The sequence below is a fragment of the Marinoscillum sp. MHG1-6 genome (assembly GCF_024714475.1).
GTDB lineage: Bacteria > Bacteroidota > Bacteroidia > Cytophagales > Cyclobacteriaceae > JAMZMI01.
This window is the reverse complement of record NZ_JAMZMI010000001.1, coordinates 132,233-148,006: the sequence shown is the minus strand read 5'-3', so window position 1 is coordinate 148,006 and position 15,774 is coordinate 132,233. Positions and strand designations below refer to the sequence as shown.

16 protein-coding genes and 1 tRNA gene are annotated in these 15,774 nt (G+C 41.7%); 7 read left to right on the top strand and 10 right to left on the bottom strand.

Annotated elements, in window-relative coordinates; all coding sequences use genetic code 11:
- Positions 1 to 41 precede the first annotated feature (41 nt).
- A tRNA-Val gene (locus NXR94_RS00660) sits at positions 42 to 116 on the top strand.
- 645 nt (positions 117 to 761) lie between these two features.
- Positions 762 to 1,688, top strand: a complete 927-nt coding sequence (locus NXR94_RS00655) for a hypothetical protein (RefSeq protein WP_258102621.1) — start codon at positions 762 to 764, stop codon at positions 1,686 to 1,688.
- A 13-nt stretch (positions 1,689 to 1,701) separates the two neighbouring features.
- Here the strand turns inward: NXR94_RS00655 and NXR94_RS00650 are convergent, their stop codons facing one another.
- Positions 1,702 to 2,364: an NUDIX hydrolase gene (locus NXR94_RS00650; RefSeq protein ID WP_258102620.1), complete on the bottom strand. Its 663-nt coding sequence runs from the start codon at positions 2,362 to 2,364 to the stop codon at positions 1,702 to 1,704.
- 128 nt (positions 2,365 to 2,492) lie between these two features.
- On the opposite strand from NXR94_RS00650, the gene NXR94_RS00645 reads away from it, so the two are divergent.
- Positions 2,493 to 3,977 carry a xylulokinase gene (locus NXR94_RS00645; RefSeq protein ID WP_258102619.1) on the top strand — a complete coding sequence of 495 codons (1,485 nt, stop codon included), beginning with the start codon at positions 2,493 to 2,495 and terminating at the stop codon, positions 3,975 to 3,977.
- 21 nt (positions 3,978 to 3,998) lie between these two features.
- On the top strand, positions 3,999 to 5,330 hold the full coding sequence (gene xylA, locus NXR94_RS00640) for a xylose isomerase (protein WP_258102618.1): 1,332 nt from the start codon (positions 3,999 to 4,001) through the stop codon (positions 5,328 to 5,330).
- Positions 5,331 to 5,383: 53 nt separating this feature from the next.
- On the opposite strand, the gene NXR94_RS00635 is transcribed toward xylA, so the two are convergent.
- Positions 5,384 to 6,073, bottom strand: coding sequence for an energy transducer TonB (locus tag NXR94_RS00635; protein ID WP_258102617.1), 690 nt, complete (start codon positions 6,071 to 6,073; stop codon positions 5,384 to 5,386).
- Positions 6,074 to 6,174: 101 nt separating this feature from the next.
- On the opposite strand from NXR94_RS00635, the gene NXR94_RS00630 reads away from it, so the two are divergent.
- Together NXR94_RS00630 and NXR94_RS00625 are read left to right on the top strand one after the other, a co-directional pair.
- The gene (locus NXR94_RS00630) at positions 6,175 to 6,693 is read left to right on the top strand and encodes a mechanosensitive ion channel family protein (RefSeq protein WP_258102616.1); all 519 of its coding nucleotides are present in this window, start codon (positions 6,175 to 6,177) and stop codon (positions 6,691 to 6,693) included.
- 85 nt (positions 6,694 to 6,778) lie between these two features.
- Positions 6,779 to 6,943: a hypothetical protein gene (locus NXR94_RS00625; RefSeq protein WP_258102615.1), complete on the top strand. Its 165-nt coding sequence runs from the start codon at positions 6,779 to 6,781 to the stop codon at positions 6,941 to 6,943.
- Positions 6,944 to 7,005: 62 nt separating this feature from the next.
- Here NXR94_RS00625 and NXR94_RS00620 read toward each other — a convergent pair whose 3' ends face one another.
- The 7 genes from NXR94_RS00620 to NXR94_RS00590 form a co-directional block, all read right to left on the bottom strand.
- Positions 7,006 to 7,806 (bottom strand): hypothetical protein, encoded by an 801-nt coding sequence (locus tag NXR94_RS00620; protein WP_258102614.1) that lies wholly within the window; start codon positions 7,804 to 7,806, stop codon positions 7,006 to 7,008.
- Between the two features lie 134 nt (positions 7,807 to 7,940).
- Complete coding sequence (secDF, locus tag NXR94_RS00615; RefSeq protein ID WP_258102613.1) at positions 7,941 to 10,949, bottom strand: protein translocase subunit SecDF; 3,009 nt, start codon at positions 10,947 to 10,949, stop codon at positions 7,941 to 7,943.
- Between the two features lie 103 nt (positions 10,950 to 11,052).
- Entirely contained in the window at positions 11,053 to 11,406 is a 354-nt protein-coding gene (locus tag NXR94_RS00610; protein ID WP_258102612.1) for a hypothetical protein, read from the bottom strand.
- 52 nt (positions 11,407 to 11,458) lie between these two features.
- Positions 11,459 to 12,079, bottom strand: coding sequence for a uridine kinase (gene udk, locus NXR94_RS00605; RefSeq protein WP_258102611.1), 621 nt, complete (start codon positions 12,077 to 12,079; stop codon positions 11,459 to 11,461).
- A gap of 1 nt (position 12,080) precedes the next feature.
- Complete coding sequence (rdgB, locus tag NXR94_RS00600; protein WP_308706252.1) at positions 12,081 to 12,662, bottom strand: RdgB/HAM1 family non-canonical purine NTP pyrophosphatase; 582 nt, start codon at positions 12,660 to 12,662, stop codon at positions 12,081 to 12,083.
- Positions 12,663 to 12,665: 3 nt separating this feature from the next.
- Positions 12,666 to 13,271, bottom strand: coding sequence for a hypothetical protein (locus NXR94_RS00595; protein WP_258102610.1), 606 nt, complete (start codon positions 13,269 to 13,271; stop codon positions 12,666 to 12,668).
- 27 nt (positions 13,272 to 13,298) lie between these two features.
- Positions 13,299 to 14,300, bottom strand: a complete 1,002-nt coding sequence (locus tag NXR94_RS00590; RefSeq protein WP_258102609.1) for a bifunctional oligoribonuclease/PAP phosphatase NrnA — start codon at positions 14,298 to 14,300, stop codon at positions 13,299 to 13,301.
- A 135-nt stretch (positions 14,301 to 14,435) separates the two neighbouring features.
- Here NXR94_RS00590 and NXR94_RS00585 point away from each other — a divergent pair, with 135 nt between their 5' ends.
- Positions 14,436 to 14,855 carry a nucleoside-diphosphate kinase gene (locus NXR94_RS00585; RefSeq protein ID WP_258102608.1) on the top strand — a complete coding sequence of 140 codons (420 nt, stop codon included), beginning with the start codon at positions 14,436 to 14,438 and terminating at the stop codon, positions 14,853 to 14,855.
- Between the two features lie 50 nt (positions 14,856 to 14,905).
- On the opposite strand, the gene NXR94_RS00580 is transcribed toward NXR94_RS00585, so the two are convergent.
- The gene (locus NXR94_RS00580) at positions 14,906 to 15,658 is read right to left on the bottom strand and encodes a ScpA family protein (protein WP_258102607.1); all 753 of its coding nucleotides are present in this window, start codon (positions 15,656 to 15,658) and stop codon (positions 14,906 to 14,908) included.
- Positions 15,659 to 15,774: the final 116 nt, after the last annotated feature.

Below are 15,774 nucleotides of genomic sequence, written 5' to 3'. Positions count from 1 at the left end.
CAATAGTCTTCAACTATACTAGATTTGCACTCCCATTTGAGGGGCTCTTAGCTCAGTTGGTTCAGAGCACCTGCCTTACAAGCAGGGGGTCACTGGTTCGAATCCAGTAGGGCCCACATACAAAACCCAGACTTTTCGGTCTGGGTTTTTTCATTTTAAGGTGTTTTGGGTCATTTCGATTATGGAATCAGTATTCAGTACGACCTTCAACGCCAAATCCACTAATCATTTAATATATCTAATATTCAATCTTCAGAAGTAGAATAATCTTAGTTATTAAAAAAGAGGATGTGCGGCTGAGTGTCCACGAAAAGCGTGGCCTTTTTGAGGCCTGGTTGGGTGGTTCTTTGAGGGAGAAAAGGGCTTTTTTCGTGGTGCCTTTTTCTTGCTTCGTTCTTTTGGTCAAGCAAATGAATGAAGGATATCCCTGGAAAGGAAATGTCGTTACCAGTCCGTCATATTACTTAATGAGCAGAATGGCCCCTCTGATATATTGCTTATATCTGCGAAGATGAAGGGCATGCTGATCTAGCATTGAAATACTATTCACTTCAGGTGTTGTGTCAAAGACACAGATGGTCATTAATAATTTTTTGAGCGTAGTCGCAAAAACAGGTAAAATAGCCAGTAGTTTAATCGCTTTATGCCCATCTGATCTTGGAAATTTGTTAAAAGTTAGATGACCTGTTAAGCTTTTCCTTCAAGCAGTTGACTGGCAATCTCAATTGAGGTAACTTTTGGTTTGATAAAAACCACCATCAATGCGATTAATTTTTGTTATTGCCGCCACGCTTTTATCGTTAAGACCGATTTACGCTCAAATTGAAGATTCCACGGTATTAAAAAGTCTTGAATTTCTCGAAGAGGCACTAACCTATAGTTACATGAATAAGGATGACGGTACCTGGTGGGTGAATCGTTTCTCTTTTGACGAGGAAACCCAAAAGGCACATTTCAGAACTTCTTCTGCTGAAAATCCATTAAAAATCAACGGCAAACGTCGTGTTCATCGTATTTTCAGTTTTTCCGATTTAGATCCCTATTCTATTTACGTACAGCCTACCGAAATGAATTTGGGACTGATTGTCGAAGGAAAGCTAATTAGCCTGCCAACTGTAAAGAATGATCAGTTGATCACCAAGCAACTAAATGGTCAGACGGTTACACCACAAAGTGTTTTGCTCATTCCTATTCCAACATCCATGGACAGTGCATCTGATATCACCAACCAGATTATTGAGGCCTTTAAAGTGGTCATACTGGATGCAACAAATATCGAAAAGGAAGAGGATAGTAAGAAAAACATGGAACTCGTTTTCGAGACGATGATGGGGGATCATTTGGCAGGAGATCTTAACCGCTATACCATTCGCAAAACTGATTATGAATTACGCTTCGCTGAATATTTGAATCGTCAAAAGATTCTGGGTGGGACCTTCGGGTTTGATCCGGCTAAAGATCAATATTATGAGGATGTAACACGTGAAAGTGGGCAATCTATGACCCGCTTCTATAAGATCGACCCATCTAGAGAGGAACTTGTTCTGAAAGGGATTGGTGATGCTAAAAAGCTCAGCATAGAACTGATCAATAAATCGATGTATTTGATCAAAATCAATGAAGAGTATCAGGTATTTCACCCAAGGAACTCAAGGAGGCAAAGTGAAGATGCGGCAAAATCACGATAGCCGTGTAACCTGATTATAAGTCTAGCACAAACTTGTGTTCTTTAAGAGATTGATACACTTCTTCATCAAACCGGTAAAGCTTGGCTGCACGGTGAGAAACGCCATCCTGCTTTTCTTCACAATCCACCAATAATTTCATTCCGAGGATTTTCCTTCTGAAGTTAGGTTTGTCCAGCTTAATCTGCAAGATGGATTCGTAGAGGTTTTGAAGCTGAAGTAGTGTAAACTTTTCAGGTAGCAGGTTAAATCCAATAGGCTCTTGCTTGACCTTGCCTCTTAATTGGGTCAATGCATAATCCAAAATTTTCTGATGGTCGTAGGGGAGTTCAGGTATTTCCCGGATGGAAAACCAATTCGCATCGGAGGCGGTGTATCCTGCTACGATGTCGACATCCCCAGCACGGATCATCGAATAATATGCTACGGTTACCACCCGTTTCGTGGGGAAACGATTCACAGCACCGAAAGCCTGAAGTTGTTCAAGGAAGTTATTCTCTACCCCTGTGAGCAAGTAGAGTATTCTATAGGCAGCCTCATCGAGTGATTCATCATAAGTGATCCATCCTCCGGGCAATGCCCATCGACCTTTGCTAATACCTTCGGCATGCTCAACTAATAGAACCTTTAGCTCGTCCGTAAATCCAAAGATCACACAGTCAATTGACAGGTCTTCCATTATGTTTTGAGGAATGCTCATATTCTTAATTTCTCCAATTCGCTTACGAAGCTAAAGTTAAAAATATTTTTAAACATATAGTCAATATGACTATAACTTATTATATTTGATTTCAAATTGACCCGAATATGTATTTTCTTGGATATGATATAGGTAGTTCCAGCATTAAAGCGGCCATAGTTGATGGATCAAATAACCGTCCGGTAGCAGTGGTGAACTACCCTGAAACAGAAATGAATATTGACAGTCCAAACCCGGGATGGGCTGAACAAGACCCGGAAATGTGGTGGGAAAACGCCATACAGGCGGGTAAAAAAGCTGTAGCAGCTGCCGGGATTGACGCCAAACAAATTGAAGGAATTGGCATTTCTTATCAAATGCATGGTTTGGTCACTGTTGATAAAAATCAAAAGGTGCTGAGGCCCTCTATTATATGGTGTGATAGCCGTGCGGTGGAGATTGGTAATAAAGCTTTTGATGGCATCGGGCATCAGCAGTGTTTTTCTAGCATGCTCAATTCTCCGGGGAATTTTACAGCTTCCAAGCTAAAATGGGTGAAGGAGAACGAACCTGCACTTTATGAGCAGATTGATCGGTTCATGCTTCCCGGTGACTATGTTGCGATGAAGCTTACCGGAGAGATTAATACTACCATCTCGGGTTTGTCAGAGGGTATCATCTGGGACTTCCAAACCAATGCCCCTTCAAAATCTTTATTTGATTATATGGGCTTTGATGAGTCCATGGTCCCGGAAGTGAAGCCAACATTTAGTGTACAGGGAGAGGTAAGTGCATCGGCGGCAGAAAAGCTTGGAATCAGAAAAGGGATTCCCGTGGGATATCGGGCCGGAGATCAGCCAAATAATGCCATGTCACTTGGGGTATTGTCATCCGGGGAAGTGGCTGGGACCGGTGGTACGTCAGGGGTAGTGTATGGTGTAAATAGTAAACCTGTTTCTGATGCTCAGAATAGGGTAAACAGCTTTGCTCACGTCAACTATACGCCGGAAACACCGAACGTTGGAGTGCTACTTTGTATCAATGGATCCGGTATCCAGTATCGTTGGATCAATCAGCAGGTAGCGACAGAGGGTACCTCCTATTTCGATATGGAGAAAATGATGTCTGGTGTGCCTGTGGGAGCGGATGGATTGAGGATGTTGCCATTTGGTAATGGCGCGGAGCGAATTCTAGGCAACCGTGATATTGGGTCACACATTCAGGGTCTTCAATTTAACCGTCACACCAAAAAACATTTATTCAGAGCAGCATTAGAAGGCATAGCATTCTCCTTTGCTTACGGTATTGACATTATGACCTCTTTGGGTATGGATATCAGGTCCATGCGTGTTGGAAATGATAACCTCTTCCAGTCAGAGATATTTAGTAATACCATTGCCACGCTTATGGATGGTAGCATTGAAGTTGTAGAAACCACAGGGGCAGTTGGGGCGGCAAGGGCTGTAGGTTTTACCGTCGGGCATTTTTCCAGTCTAAAGGAAGCCATGTCTGGGGACAAAGTGCTTAAGACCTATGAACCGCAAAGTGAGAAAGCTGAATATGAAAAAGCATATACGCTGTGGAAGCAAGACCTTGAAGGAATTTTGAATTAAAGACATATTAAATAAAACAACATGAGTTCTGTAACATTAGGAGAAAAGGAGTATTTCAAAGGTATTGGGAAGATCCAGTTTGAAGGCAAGGAGTCAGATAACCCGTTTGCATTCAAATATTATGATGAAAACAAAGTAGTGGCCGGTAAAACGATGAAAGACCACTTCAAATTTGCTGTGGCATACTGGCACACGCTGTGTAATACAGGAGGAGACCCATTTGGTCCGGGAGTGAAAGCATTTCCATGGGCGGTTTCGTCAGATGCTATTCAAAATGCAAAAGACAAAATGGATGCTGCGTTTGAATTCATTACCAAAATGGGGATTCCATATTATTGTTTTCACGATTATGATTTGGTAGATGAGGCAGATACTTTGGCGGAGTCTGGTAGTAGGTTAGATGCAATTACAGACTATGCCAGGGAAAAGCAGGCTGCATCAGGCGTGAAACTACTTTGGGGTACGGCTAACCTATTCTCTCATCCAAGATATATGAACGGAGCGGCTACCAACCCGGATTTTAATGTGGTTGCTTATGCTGGTGGACAGGTGAAAAATGCGCTTGATGCCACGATCAAATTAGGCGGTGAGAATTACGTTTTCTGGGGTGGTAGAGAAGGATATATGAGCCTGCTTAATACCAACATGAAAGCAGAATTGGATCACCTGGCAAGATTCCTTCATGCGGCAAAGGATTATGCAAGAAGTCAGGGCTTCAAGGGGAACTTCTTCATTGAGCCTAAGCCAATGGAGCCGTCAAAACATCAATACGACTTTGATTCGGCAACAGTGATTGGCTTCCTAAGAGAGTATGGTTTGATGGATGATTTCAAACTGAATCTTGAAGTAAATCATGCGACCCTGGCACAGCATACCTTCCAGCACGAAGTGCAGGTAGCGGCTAATGCAGGCCTGCTTGGCAGTATGGATGCTAACCGAGGGGATTACCAAAACGGATGGGATACGGACCAGTTCCCTAACAATGTATATGAGCTGGCGGAGGTTATGCTTATTTTCCTTGAGAACGGTGGTCTTCAGGGTGGAGGTGTCAACTTCGATGCAAAAACCAGAAGAAACTCTACAGATTTGGACGATTTGTTCCATGCCCATATTGGTGGAATGGATGTCTTTGCCAGAGCCTTGATGTTAGCAGATGCAGTTCTGAGCAAGTCAAAATATAAAGCGTTAAGAGCAGAGCGATATGCTTCATTTGATTCCGGAGATGGGAAAGCGTTCGAGGATGGTAAGTTAACACTTCAGGATCTGGCTGGGCTGGCTGCAAAAAATGGTGAACCCAAGCAGACCAGTGGCAAGCAAGAGCTTTTCGAAAACATACTGAATCAGTTTTTGTAAGGTTTTGGATAAAGCAAATACAAATAAAGGCGCCCGAAGGGCGCCTTTTGTATTTAATTCAATCTGAAATTGATGGGTATAGTTTGTCGAAAGCGTACCGGTCTGCCTCTTTGTTTGGCAGGTTTAAATTTAGGTGCATTTTGAAGCACCGCTTTTGCAGCTTCATCACAACCAAATCCTATCCCTTTCACCACTTCAATATTGGTAATAGCTCCCGTTGTATCAATCACAAAGCGGATAAAAACTTTTCCTTGAACGTCCTGATTGATTGCTTTTCTCGGATACTTCAGATTTTGGGCAATGTATTCATAGAAAGCGGGCATTCCTCCGGAAAACTCAGGTTTGGACTCGACAATGCCTTCATAAAAATCAGGCTCTTCTACTGGTGGTCCAGCGAAAATGGGGGGATCTCCAATGATATCAACAGGCTCTACATCTACTGACTTCGTATCCTTGGGCTCTGGTGTTTCTGACTCAGTGAAATTAGGAGTGGGGCTTGGTTTAGGAATATCAATTTTCGGTTTTTCGACCGGTTTGGGTGCTTCAGGGGGCTTGATTTTGGTGATCGGAGGGTAGTAAGGTTCCTCGTAAGGGTCGAGAGGAGGTCCGATTTCCAAGGGGTCGATCTCACTTTTCCATTCGAAAGCAACCAGAACCAATGACATAGCAATCACCAATCCAATAAAGAAATGTAATGGACTCCGGCGTTCCAGGTCGACCGATTTGTTCTTTTTTAGTTCCATAATATTAGGGGCTTATTTTCATTAAAAACGTAGTGAAGAACGGAACTATTGTATTTTTAAAAAACATGAGAGAGAAGGACGGGTAGAATTATATTTGAGCTATGGAAGAATGGCTGGACACATTGGATCAAATGGGGAATATTCTCTTCACGGTTGTACTAGGGCTATTGTACATCATTACTCGTAAGTTGATTTCGAGAAATGTGAAGCGCTATGGACGGAAGAGAGACTTTTCGCTCTCAAGGGTGAAGTATACTATCAAGTATCTCCACTTTATATTTTTCGCCATTTATTTGATACCTGCAGGCTTCGTGTGGGATATATCTTTTAAAGGCCTCTCAGTCTATTTTGTAACGTTTTTTACTGTTGCAGGTATCGCTCTTTTCGCTGCCTGGTCTATCTTAAGTAATATCACCGCCTCAATCATCCTGTTCTTTTATTTTCCCTATAGAATTGGATCCAGAGTAAGAATCATGGATGGCGACAACTCGGTCGAGGGGTTGATCTATGATCTGAATTTTTTTTCTATCCTTATTAAAAATGAGGAAGGGCAGTTGATTACCTACCCGAATAACCTGGCTTTACAAAAGGCGATTGTAATCTTGTCAGACCCTAAATAGATTTGGCAATAAAAATTTTTGGATACTGAGGCACTTTTATAAATTTCATACTGTTAAATATCACCCGTTAAATACTTAAATCTCAATGAAGGAAGAAATCGAAAAAGAAATTGCAGAACTGGAAGCTAAGCTTACAGGCAACATGTTTGAAGACATGGAGTTGAAAGACAAAATTCACAACTTGAAAATGAAGCTTACTGGGACCAGACCCATGAATAGTGAAATCGAGTGTGTGGGTTGCGGTAGCTGAGCCACATTGAGAGATATAGACCATTAACAGAAGCTGGATCATTGAGATTCAGCTTTTCGTTTTTACTGTCCTAAATTTTTAATACGATCCGGGGTGTAAACAGGATCTTCAGAGGCAGAAATGTCTATACCGATTTCAATAGATGAAGCTTTCCACCCGTCATGAAATTTAGATAAAGCGACCTTTTGGATGGGAATGCCATCATTAATTAAAGTGTATACAACTAGCTGCAGATCTTCAGGAGTAACATTATCTCCATAATAAATAGCATTCGATTTTTGATCCTCGGCCTGGCCCTGAACAGGTCTTTCATGAATGTAAAATCCAAGACTTTCCAGGTTATACACTTTGCGGCCATCAGCTTCCCGTGTATAATATCGAACGATAATGTCGCGCCGAATATCTCCTTCGGCCAATTGATCCAGAATTCTGGCCTGATATGCTGTCTTTAACTCCGTGAAATAATCAGAAACCGGAGCAGGTGTCTCAGAGGATTTCGCCGGCTTCTCATTTATCTCTGCTACAGTGGATTCAGGTTTAGATTCAACTTCCGCCATCAGCGTTTCTTCATTCAGTTCCTGATTTCCATTAGCGCTTAAGGTGCTATCAGGCCTTTTAAACTCTGGATCTAATCTTGTAAATGGTTTGAATTGTAGGTCCGAGATGTCAACAACACTTGCCAGTGAATTTTTCGAGGAAATTTCTTCTTTGTTGGTCTTATAAAAATCACCATGGCTCTGGTTGGTGAAGGAATGACTATCATATACTCCAGGAATTTTGGAGTCCAGAGTGAAGCTCGCTCCCATCACCGCGAGCACGAAGATGAAGTAGTAGATAAATTTAGTAGGACTATCCGGTTCCATGATCAGGTGATCATACGTTACTTAAAATTAACAATAATTCTAAGCTATCAATTCCTTTTATGTTTTTCGTGTTCTTAGGAATAAAAAAAGCCCTTCATACTGTGAAGGGCTTCAATTTCAATTTTTAAATGGTTTTAGTCCTTCTTCGGCGCCTGTTTTTTGTAAAACTCCAGAACTACCGGAGTGGCAATAAAGACAGATGAATAAGTACCCACAAGAATACCTATTAACAAGGCAAACGAGAACCCTTTCAACACCGCTCCTCCAAACAGGAAGAGGATGATCACAACAATTAATGTAGTTATTGAGGTGATAAGCGTTCTGCTCAAGGTACTGTTGAGAGACTCATTGAAGATACCTTTTAATTCGGTGCCTGTCCCTTTTAATGCAAGGGTTTCCCTGATTCTATCGAAGACAACCACGGTATCGTTGATAGAGTAACCAATGATGGTCAGGATGGCAGCAACAAATACCTGATCAACCTCGAACGAGACACCTAGTAAACCAGCAATGGCAAATGCTGAGATTACAAATAATGCATCGTGGAACAAGGCGATTACCGCTCCCAATCCAAATTGCCACTTTCTGAACCTAAGAACGATATAAAGGAAAATAAGGATTAGGGCAATGATTCCGGATTCATAAGATGAGTTTTTGATGTCATCTGCAATCGTGGCACCAACTTTTGATGAGCTCGAAATCGTAAACTGGCCATCAGTCAATTCACCATCACCATCAATATACTGAAGCGATTGAGACTCACTAATACCTTTGATCAAGGCCTCCTGAACTTTAGCGTCAGCTTCGTCGGATTCGTCTTCAATCAAGTAACTGGTGGTCACTTTAAGGATGTTATTGGCTCCAAAGGTTTTTACTTCCGTACCTTCATTTTCAAAATAGGGAGAAAGTGAAGTTTTTACCTGTGTTGGCGCAATATTGTCATCAAAGCTCACGACATACGAACGACCACCCTTAAAATCTACACCTAGGGTTAGTCCCTGGATGAGCATGGCTATGATACCTGCAGTAATGAAAGCACTACTAAAAATGTAGGCCATCTTTCTTTTGCTGATAAAATCAAGGTTGATGTTGGTCAAAGCATTCTTTGAAAATGCATTGGCAAAAGAGATTTTAGCATGATCTCCTTTTTTAGAGAATGCCTCAACGATAACTCTTGTGATAAATACCGCACTAAAGAAGGAAGAGCCAATACCGATCATAAGGGTAATAGCGAAACCTTTGATAGGTCCCTGACCGAAGATGTAAAGGATCATACCTACAATGAAAGTAGTCAGGTTTGCATCGAAAATAGACCAGTAGGCCTTGCTATATCCACTTGAAATGGCAGCCTTCAATCCAGCACCACTGCGAAGTTCTTCTTTGATCCTCTCGAATATCAGGACGTTTGCATCAATGGACATACCAATAGTCAATACGATACCCGCAATACCCGGAAGCGTTAGTGAGGCACTCAACTGTGCCAGGATTCCCAGGATGAAGAATACGTTAAAGAACAATGCGACATTGGCGATGAGGCCACCTTTTGCATAGTAGACAACCATGAAAATGATAACAATAGCCAATCCGGCCACAATTGAAGTGACTCCTTGTTTTTGAGCTGCTTTACCAAGCGTTGGTCCGATAACCACATCCTCTACAATAGTGGTAGGTGCAGGAAGTGCTCCTGCCTTAAGGATGTTCGCCATATCTTCAGCCTCTTCGAAGGTGAAATTACCCGAAATAGAAGAACGTCCGTTTGGAATTTCACTCTGAACATTTGGTGCAGAGTACACATAGTCATCTAGTACAATAGCAATTCGACGTCCTACGTTGGAAGCAGTCAACTGCTTCCATTTTTTCGCTCCGGCAGCATTCATTTGCATGGATACCGCTGGTTGAGCTCTTTCATCAAGATCTTGTCTTGCGTCGGTGATTACTTCTCCTGTTAAAGGAGCTTTTCCACTTCTTGGTGTTTTGATTGCATGAAGTTCAATCAAATCCGCAGTGCTTCCACTTTGTGCTTTCATTGGCTTCACTTCCCACAAAAATTTCATGGTAGATGGGATCAATGCCCGTACTTCAGGTTTTTGCAACAATCGGTTGATTTTGGAAGTATCCTTTACTTCGTAGATTAAACCATATTGAGATCTAAGTAGTGCAAAAAGAGGTGACACCTGTTGGTTGAAAACAGAATCTTCCTTACTCTGAACCAGTGAATCTTCTTCCAGAAGATCAGCGGTCGCTGACTCTTCCATACTATCTGAAGTGCCATCATCACCCAAAAGATCTGAAAGGTCATCAGATGAGGACGCTGTCCCCTGATCTTCGGATGTTTCTAACGCTGCTTCAGTTTGTGATGATTTCATCAATACTTCGTTAGCAGCCTGAAGAACTGGTGCGACTTCTTCAATATTGTAAACTTCCCAGAACTCCAGTTTTGCCACTCCTTGTAAGAGTTTTCTTACCCTTTCAGGATTGTCAACCCCTGGCAATTCAATTTGAATTCTACCAGTACCCTGTAATCTCTGGATGTTTGGTTGAGAAGTACCAAATCGGTCAATTCTTGTTCTTAGAATGTTAAATGAACGATCAATAGCACCTTCAACTTCGGTGTTGATCATCTCCAATACCTCTTCATCTGAAGTGTTTCGGCTTACTCGGTCTCTGTTTGAAACAGTCGCGAAGATGCTTGCAAGGTTTTTGTCCGGAGCAGCTTTTTTAAATTCTGAGTAGAATTCATCAACAAAATTAAGCTGTGTGCCTCGCACATTGTCTTTAGCCTGTTGTAACGCAGCTACAAATGCCGGGTCAGTATTATTGTCACTTAGGTTTTTAATGATGTCAACTGGCGAAACTTCCAGTGTCACGTGCATACCACCCTGAAGGTCAAGACCGAGATTTAATTCGGTTTCTTTTACGTCCTGGTAAGTATACTCTAACCCTAGTAGGTCATATACCGGCTCACCCCAGATGGAGTCAAGGTATCGCTGTTTTTCCGCATAATTAATATTGCCTTCAACATCAGTGTTGGCCTTTGTTGCTTTCTTTTGGATTGATTGCGCTACAAATGTGAATGACAAATAGTAGATGCACAGCAAGGAAATGATGATGGTCAATGAGACCACAAATCCTTTGTTTTTCATGATTTGATAATTTGAATTTGTAAAGTTTTAATGTTACTCACACGATGGTGTGAAGAAGCCTTTTAGGGCCGGTAGAGAGAGGAGTCAAAGGGACTCCATTCAATCAGGGTGCATTTGGTGATATGATCCGCTGAAATAGAATTCTGAAAACTTTGAGTGACTTGGTAACAACCTGATCTTTAATGTGAGAGGACTCGATACTTTCCTCAGATTCTGAGATTTCTTCAATTAGAAATACCTCATGATCCACATTGATCTGGCTGGAGTAATTGATCGCATCAATGGATTTGATCACCACTTCATCCGAAGATTCATCCTCCGAAGGAACTTCAACCTGATCAGATAGATTGATATCTGTCGAAATACTCAGCTGCATGGTGTACAGCCCGGTCAGTATTCCCACAATGAGGGTGATTCGTTGAACCAGGGTCAATATGTTGTTGTTGCCTTTTTTCAAAGTGCGACAAATGTAGTCAAATACCTACTAATGAAAAGTTTATAGGTTGAAATTATTGATCGACCTGCTTCTTTAAAAATGAAGACACCACTGCGAGGGCATAATCAAAGTTATTTTGATTAGGTATGATGAGATCTGCCTCTAATTTATAGGGTTCGATGTATTTCTTATAAGAGGGAGTGACATGATGCTGAAAGCGATACAATACATCTGAAAGATCGTAACCTCTTTCTTTGGCATCCCTTTCAATTCTTCTGGAAAGCATGAGATATTCAGGTGCTTCCACATACAGTTTCAGGCCCAATAACTCTAGAATTTCCTCGAAGCAGAAGGTGAAAATTCCTTCAACAACGATTACCGGACAAGACTTTATATGAATTGTTTTCGGGTTTCTGGAGCTATTGTTAAAAGTGTATTCCTTAATGGTGATATCCTGCCCAGACTTTAATTTGCTTAGGTCCACGTAAAAACGTTGTCGATCCAATGATTCCGGTAAATCGAAGTTCTCAATGCCTTTCTCGTCTTTGGATTGTTCATGGATAGGCTTGTAATAATTATCCATCGAGAGGACACTCACGTTTTCTTCTCCCAGTGCCTCAACGAGCTTGTGAAGAAATAGTGTTTTGCCGGACCCACTACCGCCTGTAATTCCAATAATCAATGGACTTTTCATCTTAGAGGGATGAAAGATAGCTGATAAATTTATCGAATGCCCGGCCTCGGTGAGAGATTGCATTCTTCTCTTGAGCGCTCATTTCAGCAAAAGTCAAGGACTGATTTTCAGGGACAAAAATTGGGTCATACCCAAAGCCACAATTACCCTTTAGTTCTGTGATGATGACACCTTTGGCTTCCCCGGTGAATTGTTGCTTCTCACCATCGGAATTGATATAGGTAATGACCGTTTTAAAAGCGGCTTTTCTATTGTCATTTCCATCAAGGTTTTTCAAAAGGAGCGCAATATTATCCCGGTCATTTTTTTGTTCTCCGGCATAGCGTGCGGAATACACGCCCGGTGCTCCATTTAATGCTTCGACCTCAAGACCGGTATCATCTGCGAAACAGGGCATGCCAAGCTTGTCAAATACGTATTGGGCTTTGATTGCTGAATTTTCCTCGAGCGTTGATCCTGTTTCAGGAATTTCCTCATGAAGTTCAAGGTCAGATAGGCTCACCAGTTGAATTTGCGCTGGCGCTAGTTTCTGAATTTCGGAAAGTTTATTCCGGTTATGGGTGGCAAAACAGATTTTCACCATGTGCTATTCAAGGTGCTTGCGAACACCGGTTACAAATACCTCCGTAGAAATAATCTGGTCAGAGACATCCGATGAGACAAAATAGCTATAAGAAGGATAGATCATGATAACATGCCCACCTATTTGCAGGTTTGGGAAGGTCCTGGCAATAATACGTCGGTAAGGGGCATCACGAGGGTCGCCGTTACCAAAAAGTAGTGGAACAGTCCAGGATGATCCCGCGAGAGTGAATTTGACAGGAGCCAGGTTCACAGCTTCTATAGTGTCATATAAATCGTACTCAAGTGCCACCGACTGAATATTAGTTCCCAACACAGTGTCGTTGGCCGTATTGATGATTTTGTAATTAAAAGATACAATATCATCAAACTCCAATGTGTCTCCGGACCCTTTTTCAAGTACAGCATAGATTACATTATCCACTGTGGTATCCAGTAGGGAGGCATCTAATCCTTTTTTGGTAATGTAGTCAGCCATTGCCGTACTGTCCATGACAAATTGGGCATTATTATCAAAGGGCGTTCTGACGTCCAGATCCTTACAACTTTCCAGAGTCATTACTCCGACAACTGCGGTGATAAATAGTACTCTGAGTTTTTTGATATTCATATTCTTAAAGAAGAATTTCGTTTAAAATTACTTTTCCTTGATGGTTGGGATCAGACTTTTGAATTTTTCCACGGTTTTTTCCAGACTATCCTCCGAATGACCTCCGGAAGCATTTTTATGTCCTCCACCATCAAAATGTTCGGCTGCAAAATTATTAACCGCATAATCACCCACAGATCTAAAGGATAATTTGATCTCTCCATCTCGTTCCATGATGATTGCTGAGACCTTCATGCCTTTTATTGATAAGGCATAGTTTACAAGTCCCTCAGTGTCACCTGATTTTAGGTTGAAGCGAATGTGATCATCAGCACTAATAACAAAATAAGCTACCGGGTAATTCTCATCTACTGTTAATTTTTCAGCGAGGGCATAGCCAATAAAACGTAAACGATTAATTGAATTCGTGTCGTATATATTTCGGCTTACTTTATTTACATCGGCTCCTATATCGATGAGCTCCGCCACAGTTCTATGGATCTTCGATGAAGTAGACGGGAATTTAAAGGATCCGGTGTCAGTCATGATCCCGGCATATATGCATTCCGCGATGTCGACATCTATATCATCTTTTCCGTCAAGCGCTTCGATAAGGTCATAAATGAGCTCGGCCGTAGCTGCTGCTGTTTGATCCCAAACATCATAATCCGCATCGATTTCGGGATTCAGATGATGATCAACCAATAATTTTTTTCCTGGGGCATTCTGAACAACCTCTCCCAGGTTTTTGATTCGATTATAACCTGAAAAGTCCAGGCATGCGATCAGATCGGCAGCATTGATTAACTCCTTAATATGATCAAAGCTATTTGGACAATTTACGATGACATCATCATGCCCCGGCATCCAAAACAAGAACTCAGGATACTCGGTCGGTGAAATTACCTGGACATCATGACCATTCTTTTTCAGGAACAGGTATAACCCTAGTGATGAGCCGAGTGCGTCAGCATCCGGGCTTGCATGTGTCGTAATAACGATTTTTTTACGGGAGCTCAGAAACTCCTTTAAGAGCTGGATGTTATGCATTGAAAATCAACCCGCTGGCTTAAGTTAGACCGCAAAACTCTCAATAAAACCTATAAATACAAAATGACCGGGGCGAGAGGATAATGTGTTACTTTTGCTCAGAATTTCAAAAAACCTAAAAAGTATCAATAAGAAATGGCAGGGAAATTAACCTTTACGATGATCAAACCGGATGCGTTTGCGGAAGGAAACAGCGGGGCAATCTTGAAAATCATTGAAGAAGCGGGGTTTGCCGTTAAGGCGATGAAGCTTACCAAATTATCTCCAGCGAAGGCGGGAGGATTTTATGCAGTGCATAAGGAAAGACCTTTTTTCAATGATTTGGTTAATTATATGTCTTCCGGACCAATAGTGGCTATCGTGCTTGAAAAAGACAATGCCGTTAGTGACTTCAGAAAGTTAATTGGAGCAACAAATCCTGCAGAAGCTGCCGAAGGGACTATTAGAAAACTTTATGCAAAGTCCATTGAAGCCAATGCCATTCATGGATCAGATTCTGACGAAAACGCATTGATAGAAGCATCCTATTTCTTTTCAGAGTTGGAAAGATACTAAGGCTTAACCAGCGAAAACTTTTTTGAGGTTTTAGGCGAAAGCTTAAGACCTCAAATTTTTTCTACCCAAAAATTATTGAATCCATCACCGATATGTAGGGTGATCTCGCCTAGCTGAAGCAATTCAAGGATGGCAAGAAAGTTGAAGATTACGATGATTTTTTCCGGCTTTTCATTCACTATATCTATAAATGATACGCGTCGATCTTCTTTGACAATGAGTCGCTGGATGATATAATCTTTTTGCCCTGAGATGGTATAAGGAAACTGAACTACCTGATGGGTGGGTTTTGACTGTTCATATTCAAATCGCCGCATGACCTTTTGGAATACCCGCATCATTTTGTAAAGGTCCAAATCCTGCATTTCGGCCTCCACGTCAATTTCCTGAGATAGTTTTTTGATTTCCTTCATCAGGTTGCCGCGTCGCTCCATATCCAGCCGCTCGGTTTCCATTCTGGATAACTCAGCAATAACCGATTTGTAGCGCTTATATTCCAGAAGGTGCTTAACCAATTCTTCTCTGGGATCTATTTCGTTCCCTTCTTCATCAAGTACCGGGCGTGGCAGCAGCATTTTAGCCTTGATCCGCATCAGAGTGGCTGCCACCAGAATAAACTCGCTTGCGACCTCGACACTCAGCTGCTCTAATTGATGCAGGTAGTCAAGAAAATCTGCTGTGATTTTGGAAATGGGTATATCGTAGATATCAAGCTCGTCCCGCTCGATAAAAAACAGGAGGAGGTCAAAAGGTCCCTCGAAAAGGGGGAGCTTGATCTCAAAATTTTTGTTTGTGGTTTCCAAGATTTCAAATTTACTTCACAATGACTCTGAAAGAGAAGTAATAAAACTAAATTTGTGCCTTGCTCTACTGAAAAAACATGAGCATTTGAAAAAACAAAAAGGACTCAACCAGTGTT

Bases quoted from the DNA above. Each gene is read 5' to 3' on its own strand.
- NXR94_RS00655 (WP_258102621.1), top strand. From the start codon at position 762: ATGCGATTAATTTTTGTTATTGCCGCCACGCTTTTATCGTTAAGACCG.
- NXR94_RS00650 (WP_258102620.1), bottom strand. From the start codon at position 2,364: ATGGAAGACCTGTCAATTGACTGTGTGATCTTTGGATTTACGGACGAG.
- NXR94_RS00645 (WP_258102619.1), top strand. From the start codon at position 2,493: ATGTATTTTCTTGGATATGATATAGGTAGTTCCAGCATTAAAGCGGCC.
- xylA (WP_258102618.1), top strand. From the start codon at position 3,999: ATGAGTTCTGTAACATTAGGAGAAAAGGAGTATTTCAAAGGTATTGGG.
- NXR94_RS00635 (WP_258102617.1), bottom strand. From the start codon at position 6,073: ATGGAACTAAAAAAGAACAAATCGGTCGACCTGGAACGCCGGAGTCCA.
- NXR94_RS00630 (WP_258102616.1), top strand. From the start codon at position 6,175: ATGGAAGAATGGCTGGACACATTGGATCAAATGGGGAATATTCTCTTC.
- NXR94_RS00625 (WP_258102615.1), top strand. From the start codon at position 6,779: ATGAAGGAAGAAATCGAAAAAGAAATTGCAGAACTGGAAGCTAAGCTT.
- NXR94_RS00620 (WP_258102614.1), bottom strand. From the start codon at position 7,806: ATGGAACCGGATAGTCCTACTAAATTTATCTACTACTTCATCTTCGTG.
- secDF (WP_258102613.1), bottom strand. From the start codon at position 10,949: ATGAAAAACAAAGGATTTGTGGTCTCATTGACCATCATCATTTCCTTG.
- udk (WP_258102611.1), bottom strand. From the start codon at position 12,079: ATGAAAAGTCCATTGATTATTGGAATTACAGGCGGTAGTGGGTCCGGC.
- rdgB (WP_308706252.1), bottom strand. From the start codon at position 12,662: ATGGTGAAAATCTGTTTTGCCACCCATAACCGGAATAAACTTTCCGAA.
- NXR94_RS00595 (WP_258102610.1), bottom strand. From the start codon at position 13,271: ATGAATATCAAAAAACTCAGAGTACTATTTATCACCGCAGTTGTCGGA.
- NXR94_RS00590 (WP_258102609.1), bottom strand. From the start codon at position 14,300: ATGCATAACATCCAGCTCTTAAAGGAGTTTCTGAGCTCCCGTAAAAAA.
- NXR94_RS00585 (WP_258102608.1), top strand. From the start codon at position 14,436: ATGGCAGGGAAATTAACCTTTACGATGATCAAACCGGATGCGTTTGCG.